Raw genomic sequence first — 14777 nt, forward strand, 5'->3', positions numbered from 1 at the left:
TGTTAATTATTGTGGCTTTGGTTCCAGGCTATATTTAAGTCGTACATTTTTAGCCCACTCCACAACAAGTTTAATTTGCTCATCAGTTAGATTACCATGAGTATAAGTATAAGAAGGCAGAGGCATATGGGTTTCTTCAACTTCTTCTATCAATTCTTCCAGTTTGTGATCCTTTTTCTTAAGAGAATATGATTCCCATTCAGAAACATTAAAATCACCTTTCCCATGCTCTATATGATCTGCTATCCAATAGTTGACAGGTGTAATGCTATTGTACCAAGGATATTTGGTCACATCACTATGACAATCAAAACAGTTGGTTTTTAAAATCTCATGAACGTCATTTGGCGGATTGGTATCTGCTATAAATGCATCTATGGACGCCATATCACCTTGATTCTTATCTGGAGCAAAAAATTGCATGATGATGAATACAATTAATAGCGCAACAAGGATTTTTTTTATAATTTTCATCTATTTAATATTATGTAATTTAGAAGCGTTAAAAATAAGAAAATCAATTTGACTACCGAAGAACTTTATGAAGAATTAAATTACGTTAATCACTCTCGTGAGAAACGCTTGTATTATGCAAATTTGGTCATTGCTAATCCTGAACTTATTCCAAAATTGTTGGATATTTTATTTATGGTAGATGACAAAATATCCTGCAGAGCTGCTTGGGTATTTGAATTTATGTGTGGAGAACGTCTTGAGGCTTCAATTCCGTATTTAGATAATTTTACTGAAAACATCCATCGTGTCCATTTGGATTCTGCAGTTAGACCAGTAGCTAAAGTTTGCGAGTATTTGATCACGGCTTACTATTCAAAACATAACAATCAAATCAAATCTGTGTTACTTGCTAAACATAAAGAGCGCATTGTAGAAGCTTGTTTTGATTGGATGATTAATGATGAAAAAATTGCACCCAAAGCTTATGCTATGAATACCTTATATCTTCTGGGTCAAGATTATGATTGGATTCATCCAGAGTTAGTCATGATTCTGGAACGCGATTACCAAATGCAAAGCTCAGGATTTAAAGCCAGAGCGCGACATATTTTAAAGAAAATAAAAAAACACTAGAGTTTTAAAATCTGTTTCAATTCCTCTTCGGAAATTGCTAAGAGTTTACTTTTCATCAATCGTGCAGTCAATTCTCGCCAATTCTCATCTTGCTTAAAGATTGATTTCAAAATTGGGAAAGCCTTTTCAAACTGCCTGTTATTTAGCAAGTTTATGGCATACCAGTATTGCATTTCCAGGTTTTCAGGAAATAATTGCTGCGCATTTAAATACATGTTTTCAGCCAGTTTAGAATCTCCAGCTTCCATTGCCAGATCGCCTTTATTCATAAAATCGTAAGCCTTATGCATTTCTATTAAACGCTCCAATTCGGCAACAGGATTCTCATGGTCTTCAACCCGAAGATCCATAATGGTATCTTCCCATGAATTGCCTGTGGCTTCCCCTTTCACTATTAATATTGCTGCAGATTGTTTTCCGCGAATATCTCCTTTTTCACTTTGAGCTGCTTTCATCGCAGCCATAATTCGCTCACTCAAGGATCCTTGTGTGTTTTCAAAAGTATCAGCCATAGCATCCCAAACTGTATTTTTGAGCATCATATTGGCTTGAACAGAAAAGTTTTTTCCTTGTCGATGCCCAGCAGCTTCAATACATAAATTGCCAGTATGCGTCGCGACATCACCATTAGCATTCAAAAAGGCAACTTGTCTATACATTTTTCCCTCATCATTAGCAATTAATGCATCAAGAGCTTGTTGCGGACTTAGACCTTGCTCCATCAATGCTAATCCTTTTGGCCCATAACTAGGATTAACTAACGATTGTGTAGCTACTACACCAACTCCTGCCTTACCATAAGTTACCGTAGTTCCAACACTAAACCAATGCGACTGCACTGCAACACCAATATCACCAGTTACAGAGTCTCTGGCAACAATAGAATAGGTATGTGTGAACGGTTCAGATTGTTTATACATTTGAGAATACATGGATTGGAAACTTAAAATAATTATGAATAAAAATACCTTGTTCATTGTAAATAATTTTATGTCCTAAGATAACCAAATTATCTTCAATTTACGGCTTGATTTTGCTATCTTTGCTGCTTCAAAACACACAACTAATGTCAATATCATCCCTTAATGCCATCTCTCCTATCGATGGTCGATACAGAAGTAAAGTCAGTAATCTCGCTCCATATTTCTCAGAAGAAGCACTTATAAAGTATCGTGTTCTGGTTGAAATCGAGTATTTTATTGCTTTGTGCGAATTTAATTTACCGCAACTCTCAGATATTGACTCTACTGTGTTTGATGAGTTAAGAGCCATTTACAAAACTTTCACACCTGAAGATGCTCAGGCTATAAAAAACATTGAAGCTGTTACCAATCATGATGTTAAAGCCGTTGAATACTTTATTAAAGAACAATTTGATAGATTAAATCTAAGTAAGTATAAGGAATTTATTCACTTCGGATTAACTTCACAAGACATAAATAATACGGCAATTCCATTAAGCATCAAAGAAGCGATGAATGATGTGTATGTTCCAGAATATTTTGAGCTTTTAAAAAAGCTTAAGGCTCTTGCTGAAGATTGGAAAGCCATTCCTATGCTTGCCAGAACACATGGGCAACCTGCTTCACCTACTCGATTAGGTAAAGAAATACAAGTATTTGTTGTTCGTTTAGAAGAACAATTCAATTTACTTAATGATATCCCAAGTGCTGCAAAATTTGGTGGTGCTACCGGAAATTATAATGCTCATAAAGTAGCCTATCCTGACATGGATTGGAAGAGCTTTGGAACCAATTTTGTACAATCAACACTAGGGTTACAACATTCCTTCCCAACCACGCAGATAGAGCATTATGATCATATGGCAGCTTTATTTGATGCATTAAAACGAATCAACACCATTATTATTGACCTCGATCGTGATATTTGGACTTATGTGTCGATGGACTATTTTAAACAGAAAATCAAAAAAGGAGAAGTTGGAAGTAGTGCTATGCCACACAAAGTAAATCCGATAGACTTTGAAAACTCTGAAGGTAACTTAGGTATTGCTAATGCTATTTTTGAGCATCTATCTGCTAAATTACCAATATCGAGATTACAGCGTGATTTGACCGACAGTACTGTGTTGAGAAATGTAGGTGTGCCTTTCGCACATACACTTATTGGATTTAAATCAACACTGAAAGGACTGAACAAATTACTACTTAACGAGTCAAAGTTTGCTCAAGACCTAGAGAATAACTGGGCTGTGGTTGCTGAAGCCATTCAAACCATTTTGCGTCGTGAGGCCTACCCTAACCCTTATGAAGCACTGAAAGGTCTAACTAGAACTAACGAAACAATCAATGAACGCTCTATTTCAGAATTTATTAATACCTTAGATGTTTCCGAAGCAATTAAAGCTGAATTAAAAGCCATTAACCCAAGCAATTATACTGGAATCTAAACCGTTGAAAACACCTACTAGAAATACATTGACACTTGTCTTCTCTGGACTTATCGTCTCTGGATTCTTCTTATCTGGTCTTTTAGATATTCTGGATTACCTCATTGTTAAAGCTATTTTATTTTCATCATTTGCCTTACTCGGTATTTATTTAATACTTATTATTTTAAAAGACTCTGAAAAACCAACAGATCAGAAATGACTTCGGTAATTTTTGATATAGATGGTACATTGATATATTCAACAGTTGAAGACACCCTGTGCTTTTCTAAAGGCATATAACCCTAAAAGCAAAAACCACCTCAAAATATTGAAGTGGTTCCCTATTAACATTTTAAATAAGGGTCAGTTATTTAAAAAACTTTGTAATGCTTTTGATTTGGCTTTCTTCAATATTACTTTCATCGAGTACTTTAGCCAATTGCATGATCTTAGTAAAATTCATATCATCTCCAAGAATTCTTACAACTGCAAATCCTGTATCAAATGAATGTCCGAGAAGTACAAATTCATCCACGTCATCACCATCTCCAATACATTTAACTACGAATTTCCCTTCGGTTGCATTTCCGCGCATTAACTCTTCATACTTAGGATCTTCAAGGATCTCTTTCAATATCTCATACTCGGCCTGCATTTTATCCTGATTTGTATCATCGGCAACATAAGCGATCATGCTTAACTTATCTACAGATTCATAAGCTTCCTTTTGCTCTTTTGTCAATGCTTCTTCGTCAATTTTAAGCATACTTACCGGGACATCTAATGATGTATATCCTGGCTGTAATTCATTGTCCACGTAGAACGTTTGCAATGTTAGATCCTGGTTGCAACTTTGTACAGTCACAACCAGAATTAACATCTTGATTATAGTTTTGATTGATGTTTTCATGAGGTTCATATTATTGTTTTTTACCTACTTTTTCTAAATTCTTTCCTCCAGGAACATTCATTGAGCTTGTAATTTTAGAGATTTCTCTTAAATCAATGTCTCCAGTGATAGATACTACAACAGTTTCAAACTCACGCTTTTCACCATTAATTGTAATATCAGAATCTTTAGTAAGTTCTTTCAAACCCGAAATATGCATGAACAACTCTTTAACATGATTTTCATCTTTTCCTTCTTTGACATAAAACTTCACGGTTTGATTCCCATCTTTGAAACGCATTAATTCTGCAAGATTAGCTGTTCTGATGTGCTTTTCTGCATCTGCTTTCATGCTGGCAGCAATACCTTTATCACCAGTGCTTAAGATTTTTACGCTTTCAATCTTCTTTGCCATTTCCATGAATTTCTGAGCATCAGGATCATCAAGATCGATGTCGATACTTGCGATCATACTGAACATTTTCTGATTGATAACTCCAGAGCTTACGCCTTTCATGTCTTCGTATTTTTCAAACATACTCTGACCAAAAGACACTGCACTTGTTAAAGCTATTGCGATGATTAATATTAATTTCTTCATAATTTCTAGTTTTTACTTGTTTTGTTTTTTCTTTGATTTAAAAATTTTATTGGTTGTTTCTGAAAATTCAGAAACGTGTTCGAATTTCTCCACACCTTCAGAAAGTTTGTTAGACATCAAGCCAAAAGCTGCAATGTTACTTTCTCCCTGACTGAATTTTGATCCTACAAGATCAAAAACTTCTACAGCTTGGTTATAAGCCATTCGTTCTTCTTGTGTAAGATCTGATAGAGGATCTGTATTACCTCCAATTTGTGTAAAAATTCCTAAAGACAGAACTAATAATGCGGCGACAGAAATCCATTGATATATGTAGTTTTTTCTAGGTTTTAATGGAACGTCCTTTGTATATAGTTCTTGTTTAGTGTTGTTAAAGTATTGAAACATGGTTTGGTACGACTCTAAATGAGGAGCGACATTGTCTTGAGCAAAATACGTCTTGAGTTGCTGCTCTTCCTTTAGGGTTGTTTCACCATTGTCATACTTTTCCAGTAATTTTTCTATACTATTTAATACCATAACGATGTGTATTAGTTAATTTTTCTCGTATTGTTTTTCTGGCTCTTGATAAAGCGACTCTAATGGCTGTAGGATTCATATCTACTACTTTCGCAATCTCGTCAAAGTCATAATCTTCTATATCTCTGAGCTGTAATATTATTTTTTGCTGTTCTGGCAATTCTTCAATAATTCGCGATACCCAATCTACACTATCTTTATTTTCAACCTGCTTTTGTAACGCGGTGTTATTATCTTGATAATTACTATGAACGATTTTCAAATTTTGTGCCTGTTTTGATTTTAGTCTATCTAAACAAAAATTCTTTGTCATGGTCATCGAAAAGGCTTCTACATTTTTGTATTCGGCGATTTTCGCTTTGTTCTTCCACAATCTCAATAAAATCTCCTGCGTAGCATCTTCAGCTTCTTCTGTAGAAACTAAAAGTCGTTTCGCTAGTCTAAAGACCTTATCCTTAAAAGGCATTACTAATTTTGTAAAATCAGTTGTTGTCATTTGTGGTTTGTTAGTTCAAAACGAGTGATTATTTCGCTTCTTATCATTACGACGAGTATGTATCAATTTTGTTACACGATATTTTTTAATTTACAATAATGTAAGTAAATTTATAGTTTAATAGACCAATAGCCCATTGGTTTATGTTATAAAATTGAAAAAGAAAATTATGCGACTACTCAAACTAAGTCTACTGTTACTGGTAGCCCTGTCACTTACAAATTGTTTTGAAGATAGAGATGATAATGCCATTTCAGCCAGTGAGATTAATGATTTTGTATGGAAAGGCATGAATGTAGTATACCTTTATAAAGATGATGTTCCTGACCTGTCTAATGATCGTTTTACGTCTAATGAGGAATATGCAAACTATCTCAACAGCTTTGCAATGCCAGAAACTTTATTTGAAAGCCTGATCTATGAACGTGAGACCATTGATCGTTTTAGTGTAATTATTCCTAATTATATCGAATTTGAACAAGCATTGGCCGGAACTTCTAAAAGCAACGGATTAGAGTTTAATTTTTATTTAAAACCAGGTAGTGACACAGAAGTCTTTGGTATTATAAGATTAGTACTTAACAATAGTGTTGCAAGTGGTTTAGGATTACAACGCGGACAAGTTTTTGATGCTGTAGATAATACACCATTGAATACTAATAACTTAAACACATTATTAAATCAAGACACTTACACGCTTAACTTAGCTGCTTACAATGATAATGGTACCGAAACTGTAGATGATGATACCATCGATTCTTCTACTGAAACCGTCATGCTCACCAAAGAAGTTTATACTGAAAACCCTGTACATCAAACTGAAATTATTGATGTAGATGGTGAAAATGTTGGATATCTGGTATACAATGGGTTTAATTCAAATTTTAATAATCAGCTTAATTCTGCATTTGCTGAATTTCAGGCCAACAATATTCAACACCTAGTTTTAGATCTCAGATATAATCCTGGAGGATCCGTAAACACCGCATCACTACTTGGAAGTATGATTACTGGACAATTCAATGGCGATATCTACTCTAAATTGGTGTATAATAACGACTTGCAAGAATTAAATTCAAACTTCAATTTTGTAAATAGTTTTGATGGTAATTCTATTAATAGTTTGAATTTAAATAAAGTTTATGTACTCACTACGCAAAGATCTGCATCTGCCAGTGAGCTTGTAATAAACAGTTTAAGCGCTTACATTGATGTGGTTCAAATTGGTGATGCTACCACAGGTAAAACTCAAGCCTCAGTAACCATTTACGACTCTCCTGATCTATCAGCAAATGGTGTCAATCCTAATCATACTTATGCAATGCAGCCTTTAGTTGCCAATTCTTTAAATGTGAACGACCTTGCAGTACCTTCAACAGGTTTAACTCCAGATATAACGCTTGTAGAATCCCCTAGAAATTTTGGAACCTTAGGCGATGTAAATGAGCCGCTTTTGGCTGCTGCTATTGCAGACATACAAGGTCTAGGTCGATTTAGTTCACAAACTGAATTTAGATCACTGAAAAACAGGGTTAATATCAAACCTTTTGAAGAAAGCATGTATATTGAAAACGACTTGTTTCTGGATCGATTACAATTTGAATAACATAAAAAAGCCACTTTTTCAAGTGGCTTTTTCATTATAAACTTAGCGTAAACCCTATATTAATATTTCGTCCCCTGGTTGTATAACCAAATAACTCTTCATACGCTTCGTTCAATACATTGTTCATATTTGCAAAAATTGTTACCCTATCTTTTGCTATTTTATGGCTCACATAAAAATCTAATAGGCTAAACGACTCTAAATTAACGGTTTCACTTGCAAAAGTATCACTGTTAAAAAAGGCATCGTCACGATCATCATTAAACTGATAGCTTAAACTCATAAACGTTTTGTCATTTACTTGATAATTTAGAGCTGCATTGACTTTAATTTCCGGAATTCTTAAATTCAGGTCGTCATCTACCTTAGTATAAGTAGCATTAGTTCTCAACTTTAAAGATTTTGTCAATGCTACGTCAGCTACCAATTCTATTCCGCTTGCGGTAAATTCATCTTCTATGTTTGTATACTGAAATACAAAATTTCCTTGATCTACGAAATCCACAAAGTTTTTTTCATTTCGGTTGAAATATACTACACTAATAGTAGCTTTATCTTTAACGCCTAACTCTGCTCCAATTTCAATTGTAGCATTCTCTTCTGGTTGTAATTCTGCATTTCCGAAGGAGGGTTCAAACAACTGAAATAGTGAAGGTGCAATAAACGCTGTACTATAACTGGCTAAACCTTTAACGTAGCCAAAATTGAGATCTTTTTTAAATGACGGATTCACGCTATACACCAAATGTGTTCCATATTCACTATGATTATTAATTCGTAAACCAGCGTTGACATTTAATCCAAAATTTGAAACATATACTGCATTGACATAAGGATCAACAATAGTAAATGTAGCATCCTCAGGATTGATATCCTGGTTAAAATCTGAACTTCCAAAAGGAATGGAGAAGCTTTCAATGTCATTTTGCTGAGCATTAACACCCAGAACTGTATAGAACTGATCATTAAAATTATAACGATTGTACAAATCGGCAACATAGCTATCAGCATTAAACTTTGTTGGAAATCCCGATTCAATTTCTCTCTCTACATTGTTATATGCAGCATTAAGTGTAATGCTTCCATTCTTATATTTAAATTCTGGAGATATACCAATTCTATACTGATTGGTCAATGACACATTATCTGCATCTGAAAAGTTAAAACCGTCATCAAATTCAGCTTTAAAATCGTCAAAACTTGCATAAGCATTCAGTTTGAATGTATTAGAAAACTTGTAGCCCAATTTCAAATACCCATTGTAGGTATTGAAAGCGTCGGCCTCTTCACCAGCTGCTAAAGCCGAGAGTCCGTTTGTAAATTGATGTCCGAAACTTGCCAAATAAGTAAACGCATCCAAAGTTCCATTGATAGAAATACTGTTTAAGAAATTCTCTATAGCATAATCATTCTCGTCTTGTGATTGATTGCTACCCAAGGTACTTCTCAAATTAACAGCAAAATTATCTTTTGAAGCTTCTTTCAGTTTAATACTAATTACAGCAGTTGCGGCTCCAGTACCATAGAGTGAACTAGATGCTCCTTTTAAGATCTCAATACTTTCCACCTGATCAGCATTAAGTAAACGGAGGTCATAATCATTGGCAATCTGCGACGCATCAGTTACAGCAATCCCATCGATAAGCACCAGTACTTGTCGGTTTCGACCACCACGCACAAAGTAATTCAAGTTCTGACCTGCATTACTACGTGTACCATTAATTTCAATACCAGCAGTAGCATTAATGACGTCTGCAACTGATCTTCCTTGCAGATTTTTAAGTTCTTTTTGTGTGATCTTGGTAATGACCTTACCAGAATTTTCTCGTTTTAACTTGAATTTTGAATCGGTGATCACCACCTCATCTAATTGTTCAATGCTTAATGAATCGGTTTGCTGTTGTGCAAAACCCAAACTAGATATACCAATAGCCAGTATACCAAAAAGTCCTGTTTTTGTGTACATTGTAATATAATAATTACTCGGAATCGCATGGATTATCATACGCAAACTTTTATCCCGAAAGTTTAACTTTGATGTTTGAATTTGGCAGGTCTCCTGACTTGCGTCTTGCTATTGGTCTTCCCATTCTGAAACTATTAGAACAGTGACATTGAAGGTAATAGCAAGCTTTGTAGCTTACAGTTGCGGGAACAGTTCTGGACTTGAAAATAATTTTTCGCACCAGATTCCCTTTTAATCAATACCAATTAAAATTAGTATTGAACCTAAATTCGCAGCTAAGGTAGATGCTTTTATAAATAGAAACTAATAAATTCTATTTTTTCTTATTCATTTTATAAAACAGATAAATAAATCCAATTAAAAAATGAAGGAATATGAGGGCACCTGCTATATATATTATTACATTTGAATTATCACTCATAATCATAATTTTAATCAAATTTAGAAATCATATTTCGATCTTGCAGTTACAAATGTTACACAACAAACACATAATTATTATCTGTTTCTTACTTCTCATTGTGACAAGTTGCAAAGAGGATAAAGGCTTAAGTAGAACACTTCCGCCTTTACAAGAACAAAACACAAATCTATATGCTGAAGGATTTGCAATTGATCATAGTGAGCTCTTCGATGTGCTGCATATTAAAAACCCATGGCCTAAAGCAGATAAACATTATAAGTTTGCTATGATACCGAAGGAAAATGCGCCTAAAGTAACACTAAATAAGAATGAGTTTGATGGGATCTTAACCACACCTATTCAGACTATTGTAGTGACTTCTACCACGCATATTCCAGCACTCGAACTGCTTGGTGTAGAGCAAACCTTAATTGGTTTTCCCGGAACGGATTATGTATCTTCGGAAAAAACCAGAGCCAGAATCGATAATAATAGCATAAGAGAATTAGGAAAAAACGAAGGTATTAATACTGAAGTACTTTTAGAATTACGTCCTGATGTAGTAGTTGCCTTTGGTGTTGATGGCACCAATAAGAGTATGGAAACCATAGAAAAAGCAGGAATAACAGTAATTTACAATGGTGATTGGGTAGAAAAATCACCTCTAGCTAAGGCTGAATGGATCAAGTTCTTTGGAGCGCTGTATAACAAAGACGACAAAGCCAAATCTATTTTTAAGCAAATTGAAACTGATTATTTAGAAGCCAAATCTATAGCATCTAATGCCACTTCCCAACCAACAGTATTGTGTGGTGCTATGCACAAAGATGTGTGGTATCTCCCAAGTGGTACAAGTCCGGAAGCGCAATTTTTAAAAGATGCCAATGTGAATTACCTATGGAGTGACACTAAAGATGCAGGAAGTTTGGCGCTAAGTTTTGAAGCGGTTTATGAAAAAGCTCAAGATGCCCAATTATGGTTAAGTCCATCTTATTATATAAGTTATGAAGCTCTAGAAGCCTCCAACGCTCATTATACAGCGTTTGATGCGTTTCAGAATAGATCTGTTTTTACATTCTCTAACACGACTGGTAAAACTGGTGGTGTATTATATTATGAATTGGGAATTTCAAGACCTGATCTGGTGCTCAAAGATATGATTAAAGTATGTCATCCTGAATTACTTTCAGATTACGAAACCACATTTTTCAAACCCTTAAAGTAATTGAATACTAAATTTACATATTCGTTTATAGGTCTTACAGTTATTTTATTGCTGTGTTTCTTTGCAAATATTAGCTTAGGATCTGTAAGTATTCCTTTGGATGATGTTTTCGGAAGTGTTTTTGGTCTCTCAGATAATTATATCATTCAGAATTACAGATTACCCAAAGCCCTTACTGCAATTTTAGTAGGTTCAGGATTGGGTATTTCTGGGTTACTCATGCAAACCTTATTTAAAAACCCTCTGGCTGGTCCTTTTGTACTAGGTATAAGCTCTGGAGCCAGCTTAGGTGTCGCTTTGGTAATTCTCGGTTCTGGATTATTTGGTGGTGCGTTCGCAGTAGCATTAGTCTCAAAATGGAGTATAGTTATCGCAGCAAGTCTCGGTAGTTTTTTAGTGCTTCTTGCAGTTTTATTGGTATCATCCAAAGTGCGTGATACTATGGCTATCCTCATCATTGGTTTAATGTTTGGAAGTATTACGGCTGCAGTTGTGAGTGTACTCTCCTATTTTAGTTCTGCGGAACAGCTTCAACAGTATATTTTTTGGGGATTTGGAAGCTTGGGCAACCTAGCCTGGAGTGAACTTCTGATTTTCTTTTGTATTTATCTCATCGGAATACTATTGACTACATTTTCCATTAAGGCATTAAACACCTTATTACTTGGGGAAAATTATGCTAAAAGTTTAGGCTTAAACATCAAACAGAGTCGCTTGATCATCATTTTAGCCACCAGCTTATTAGCGGGAACCATCACGGCTTTTGCTGGACCGATTGCTTTTATCGGACTCGCAATTCCGCATATGACCAGACAAATTTTTAATACTTCAAATCATAAGATCCTTTTACCAGCCGTCTTTTTATTTGGCGCTATTGTGATGCTTATTTGTGATAGTATAGCACAAATTCCAACCAGCGATTATACCTTACCAATAAATGCTATTACCTCTTTAATTGGAGCTCCTGTGGTGGTTTGGCTATTAGTAAGACAACGAAAAATGGTATTTTAAACAGTTATTAGTGACAGAACACAAACCACATATCATCCTTAAAACCAATAATCTTTCAATAGGTTATAAATCGAAGACCTCTACTTCTGTGATTGCTGACCATATTAATATTGAATTGAAACAAGGTGAACTTATTGGATTGGTAGGTGCTAATGGTATTGGAAAATCTACACTGCTTAGAACTTTAACTACCATACAGCAATCACTAGCTGGACAAGTTCATCTTAATGGCAGATCACTAGATAGTTACTCGGCATTAGATCTGGCCAAAACAATGAGTCTGGTATTGACAGAACAGCTGATGTCTAAAAATCTATCGGTTTTTGAATTGGTGGCTTTAGGTCGACAACCATATACCAATTGGGTTGGTAACCTTAGTGAGGAGGATATCAATATCATCGACAGATCGATTGAGCTTACCAATATCACCGACTTAAAACACCGTAAATGTTTTGAATTAAGCGACGGTCAATTACAAAAAGTAATGATTGCTCGTGCACTGGCCCAAGACACCAATTTGATTATTCTAGATGAACCCACCACACATTTAGACATGTATCACAAAGCCTACATACTAAAGCTTTTACAGAAATTAGCCAAAGACACTAATAAGACCATATTATTCTCTTCACATGAGATTGATCTGGCCATTCAATTGTGCGATACCATGGTGGTTATGACTAAAGATCAAGTGATCTCAGATGCACCATGCAACCTGATTACAAAAGGTGTTTTTGACACCTTATTCCCAAAAGACCTAATTGGTTTTGATGAAAAAACGGGGAGCTTCAGAGTAAAAAAGTAATAATCTATTGGCTTTTGTTTTTCCGATTCCAAATCAAAAAAAATACTGAATTCAAAAGTATCGTGTATACTACAATGGGCCATATTTCTTTTGAAACGATACATAATCCTATGTGCAATAATGTAGGAAAGTATAAGGTCGCTATTTTATCTCTGGACGTAATAAAATCTGGAATCAAGAAATACACTGCATAACCAAGCGCATTGAAAATAACTAAAACGGTTACACTTATATATAGAAATTGAATTTCTCCTGTTTTATCGCCAACTATAATCCTCACATATACCAACGGAAAAACCACATTGAGAAGTAGTGAAACCAAATAAAACTGCTTAACTAATCGTTTTTCTTCTGAAATTGTCATTTGTAATAAACTTCCTTAAATTTAAATAATTCCATGAGTTCATTTTGCAAACAAATCATTTATCTTTGAATAAATTTCTATTCCATTTATGAACGACAATCTCATTCTCATTTTTGCCATTATTATTTCAGCAGCTATTGGTGCGTATTTAGGTATGCTTTTTATTAAGCTGAAAAGTAAAAGCGAACAGAGTACTTTGGAGGAACGCCAAAATCAGATGTCGGTTACCATTGAAGATCTCAAACAAAACTTATCACGTCTGGAAAGTGAACGTGAAGCGATTAGACGTGAAAAAGAGTTTTTAAATACCGAATTAACCAGAAAGAATACAGAGTACGAAAATCTTCAGCAGCAAAACTTAAAGCGTGATGAAGAACTTGAGGAACGTCAGGAGCAACTGCGTAAAGATTTTGAACTTCTTGCCAATAAGATCTTAGACGAAAAATCAGAAAAATTCACCCTTCAGAATAAAGAGAACATCAAGAATATCTTGAATCCGTTGCAGGAAAAAATTCAGGTATTTGAAAAGAAAGTTGAGGATACACAAAAGGAAAGCATTAGTATGCATTCGGCTTTAAAAGAACAATTATTAGGACTAAAAGACCTCAACCAGCAGATGACTAAAGAGGCTACTAATTTAACCAAAGCGTTAAAAGGCGATAGTAAAATGCAAGGAAATTGGGGCGAATTGGTTCTGGAGCGTGTCCTTGAAAAATCTGGTTTAGAAAAAGATAGAGAGTATTACGTCCAGCAAAGTTTCACCTTGCCAGACGGAACACGCGTGCTTCCAGATGTGGTGTTGCATTTACCTGATAAAAAGAAAATGATCATAGATAGTAAAGTATCGCTTACCGATTACGAGCGTTATGTCAATGCTGATGATTTGGAACGCGATCAATATTTGAAAGCGCATATCAATTCCATAAGAAAGCATGTTGATCAACTTTCAGAAAAGAACTATCAGGATCTTTATGATATAGAATCGCCTGATTTTGTGTTATTATTTATTCCTATAGAACCTGCTTTTGCAGTAGCAATCAACAAAGACAATACACTTTACAACAAAGCATTTGAGCAAAATATTGTGATTGTTACACCTGCTACGCTTTTAGCAACACTACGTACCATAGATACCATGTGGAATAACGAAAAGCAGCAACGAAATGCTATTGAAATTGCCAGACAAGCTGGTGCATTATACGACAAGTTTGAAGGCTTAGTGAAGGACCTCACTGGTGTTGGTAAAAAAATTGATGATGCTAAACGCGATTATTCTTCAGCAATGAATAAACTTGTTGAAGGTCGTGGAAACCTCATCACTAGCGTTGAGAAACTTAAAAAAATGGGAGCTAAAGCAAAAAAATCACTTCCTGAGACCATCATCAAACGTGCGAAAAGTACAGACGAATAA

General features: G+C 35.0%; 16 protein-coding genes and 1 riboswitch. Of the genes, 8 read left to right on the plus strand and 8 right to left on the minus strand.

The window, feature by feature from the left end; all coding sequences use genetic code 11:
* Positions 1-6: 6 nt before the first annotated feature.
* The gene (locus tag Q0951_RS03610; protein ID WP_299334360.1) at positions 7-474 is read right to left on the minus strand and encodes a heme-binding domain-containing protein; all 468 of its coding nucleotides are present in this window, start codon (positions 472-474) and stop codon (positions 7-9) included.
* A gap of 48 nt (positions 475-522) precedes the next feature.
* Between Q0951_RS03610 and Q0951_RS03615 the strand changes: the two genes are divergently transcribed.
* Entirely contained in the window at positions 523-1089 is a 567-nt protein-coding gene (locus Q0951_RS03615; RefSeq protein ID WP_299334363.1) for an adenylosuccinate lyase, read from the plus strand.
* Here the strand turns inward: Q0951_RS03615 and Q0951_RS03620 are convergent.
* Positions 1086-2066 (minus strand): DUF1028 domain-containing protein, encoded by a 981-nt coding sequence (locus Q0951_RS03620; protein WP_299334366.1) that lies wholly within the window; start codon positions 2064-2066, stop codon positions 1086-1088. The two genes, Q0951_RS03615 and Q0951_RS03620, sit on opposite strands and share 4 nt — an antisense overlap.
* Before the next feature lie 89 nt (positions 2067-2155).
* Here Q0951_RS03620 and purB point away from each other — a divergent pair, with 89 nt between their 5' ends.
* Complete coding sequence (gene purB / locus Q0951_RS03625) at positions 2156-3499, plus strand: adenylosuccinate lyase (RefSeq protein ID WP_299334368.1); 1344 nt, start codon at positions 2156-2158, stop codon at positions 3497-3499.
* A 4-nt stretch (positions 3500-3503) separates the two neighbouring features.
* Positions 3504-3701, plus strand: a complete 198-nt coding sequence (locus tag Q0951_RS03630) for a hypothetical protein (protein ID WP_299334371.1) — start codon at positions 3504-3506, stop codon at positions 3699-3701.
* Positions 3702-3848: 147 nt separating this feature from the next.
* Here Q0951_RS03630 and Q0951_RS03635 read toward each other — a convergent pair whose 3' ends face one another.
* From Q0951_RS03635 to Q0951_RS03650, 4 genes are read right to left on the minus strand one after another with little or no spacing between them, the layout of a single operon-like run.
* Positions 3849-4391 carry a DUF4252 domain-containing protein gene (locus Q0951_RS03635; protein WP_299334373.1) on the minus strand — a complete coding sequence of 181 codons (543 nt, stop codon included), beginning with the start codon at positions 4389-4391 and terminating at the stop codon, positions 3849-3851.
* A 10-nt stretch (positions 4392-4401) separates the two neighbouring features.
* Complete coding sequence (locus Q0951_RS03640; RefSeq protein ID WP_299334375.1) at positions 4402-4971, minus strand: DUF4252 domain-containing protein; 570 nt, start codon at positions 4969-4971, stop codon at positions 4402-4404.
* Positions 4972-4983: 12 nt separating this feature from the next.
* Positions 4984-5490: a hypothetical protein gene (locus tag Q0951_RS03645; protein WP_299334377.1), complete on the minus strand. Its 507-nt coding sequence runs from the start codon at positions 5488-5490 to the stop codon at positions 4984-4986.
* On the minus strand, positions 5477-5986 hold the full coding sequence (locus tag Q0951_RS03650; RefSeq protein ID WP_299334379.1) for a sigma-70 family RNA polymerase sigma factor: 510 nt from the start codon (positions 5984-5986) through the stop codon (positions 5477-5479). Before Q0951_RS03650 ends, Q0951_RS03645 begins: the two co-directional genes overlap by 14 nt.
* Positions 5987-6155: 169 nt before the next feature.
* Between Q0951_RS03650 and Q0951_RS03655 the strand changes: the two genes are divergently transcribed.
* On the plus strand, positions 6156-7592 hold the full coding sequence (locus tag Q0951_RS03655) for a S41 family peptidase (RefSeq protein ID WP_299334381.1): 1437 nt from the start codon (positions 6156-6158) through the stop codon (positions 7590-7592).
* Between the two features lie 34 nt (positions 7593-7626).
* Here Q0951_RS03655 and Q0951_RS03660 read toward each other — a convergent pair whose 3' ends face one another.
* The gene (locus tag Q0951_RS03660; protein ID WP_299334383.1) at positions 7627-9597 is read right to left on the minus strand and encodes a TonB-dependent siderophore receptor; all 1971 of its coding nucleotides are present in this window, start codon (positions 9595-9597) and stop codon (positions 7627-7629) included.
* 26 nt (positions 9598-9623) lie between these two features.
* A riboswitch (cobalamin riboswitch) is annotated at positions 9624-9840 on the minus strand.
* Positions 9841-10079: 239 nt separating this feature from the next.
* On the opposite strand from Q0951_RS03660, the gene Q0951_RS03665 reads away from it, so the two are divergent.
* The 3 genes from Q0951_RS03665 to Q0951_RS03675 are packed head-to-tail and all read left to right on the plus strand — an operon-like array spanning position 10080 to position 13002.
* Complete coding sequence (locus Q0951_RS03665; RefSeq protein WP_367179737.1) at positions 10080-11186, plus strand: ABC transporter substrate-binding protein; 1107 nt, start codon at positions 10080-10082, stop codon at positions 11184-11186.
* Positions 11187-12197 carry an iron ABC transporter permease gene (locus Q0951_RS03670; RefSeq protein WP_299334389.1) on the plus strand — a complete coding sequence of 337 codons (1011 nt, stop codon included), beginning with the start codon at positions 11187-11189 and terminating at the stop codon, positions 12195-12197. It begins immediately after the preceding gene.
* A gap of 10 nt (positions 12198-12207) precedes the next feature.
* The gene (locus Q0951_RS03675; RefSeq protein WP_299334391.1) at positions 12208-13002 is read left to right on the plus strand and encodes an ABC transporter ATP-binding protein; all 795 of its coding nucleotides are present in this window, start codon (positions 12208-12210) and stop codon (positions 13000-13002) included.
* A 4-nt stretch (positions 13003-13006) separates the two neighbouring features.
* On the opposite strand, the gene Q0951_RS03680 is transcribed toward Q0951_RS03675, so the two are convergent.
* A complete protein-coding gene (locus Q0951_RS03680) occupies positions 13007-13366 on the minus strand; it encodes a hypothetical protein (protein WP_299334392.1) in 360 nt (119 codons plus the stop codon).
* Between the two features lie 88 nt (positions 13367-13454).
* Between Q0951_RS03680 and rmuC the strand changes: the two genes are divergently transcribed.
* Complete coding sequence (gene rmuC, locus Q0951_RS03685; protein ID WP_299334394.1) at positions 13455-14777, plus strand: DNA recombination protein RmuC; 1323 nt, start codon at positions 13455-13457, stop codon at positions 14775-14777.

It is taken from the genome of uncultured Psychroserpens sp., assembly GCF_947501425.1.
In the GTDB taxonomy this organism is placed as follows: domain Bacteria; phylum Bacteroidota; class Bacteroidia; order Flavobacteriales; family Flavobacteriaceae; genus Psychroserpens.

What these genes read in the sequence shown, in the direction of transcription:
- Q0951_RS03640 (WP_299334375.1), bottom strand. Translation starts at nt 4,971, where the DNA reads ATGAAGAAATTAATATTAATCATCGCAATAGCTTTAACAAGTGCAGTG.
- Q0951_RS03610 (WP_299334360.1), bottom strand. Translation starts at nt 474, where the DNA reads ATGAAAATTATAAAAAAAATCCTTGTTGCGCTATTAATTGTATTCATC.
- Q0951_RS03660 (WP_299334383.1), bottom strand. Translation starts at nt 9,597, where the DNA reads ATGATAATCCATGCGATTCCGAGTAATTATTATATTACAATGTACACA.
- Q0951_RS03635 (WP_299334373.1), bottom strand. Translation starts at nt 4,391, where the DNA reads ATGAAAACATCAATCAAAACTATAATCAAGATGTTAATTCTGGTTGTG.
- Q0951_RS03650 (WP_299334379.1), bottom strand. Translation starts at nt 5,986, where the DNA reads ATGACAACAACTGATTTTACAAAATTAGTAATGCCTTTTAAGGATAAG.
- Q0951_RS03645 (WP_299334377.1), bottom strand. Translation starts at nt 5,490, where the DNA reads ATGGTATTAAATAGTATAGAAAAATTACTGGAAAAGTATGACAATGGT.
- Q0951_RS03680 (WP_299334392.1), bottom strand. Translation starts at nt 13,366, where the DNA reads ATGACAATTTCAGAAGAAAAACGATTAGTTAAGCAGTTTTATTTGGTT.
- Q0951_RS03620 (WP_299334366.1), bottom strand. Translation starts at nt 2,066, where the DNA reads ATGAACAAGGTATTTTTATTCATAATTATTTTAAGTTTCCAATCCATG.
- purB (WP_299334368.1), top strand. Translation starts at nt 2,156, where the DNA reads ATGTCAATATCATCCCTTAATGCCATCTCTCCTATCGATGGTCGATAC.
- Q0951_RS03655 (WP_299334381.1), top strand. Translation starts at nt 6,156, where the DNA reads ATGCGACTACTCAAACTAAGTCTACTGTTACTGGTAGCCCTGTCACTT.
- rmuC (WP_299334394.1), top strand. Translation starts at nt 13,455, where the DNA reads ATGAACGACAATCTCATTCTCATTTTTGCCATTATTATTTCAGCAGCT.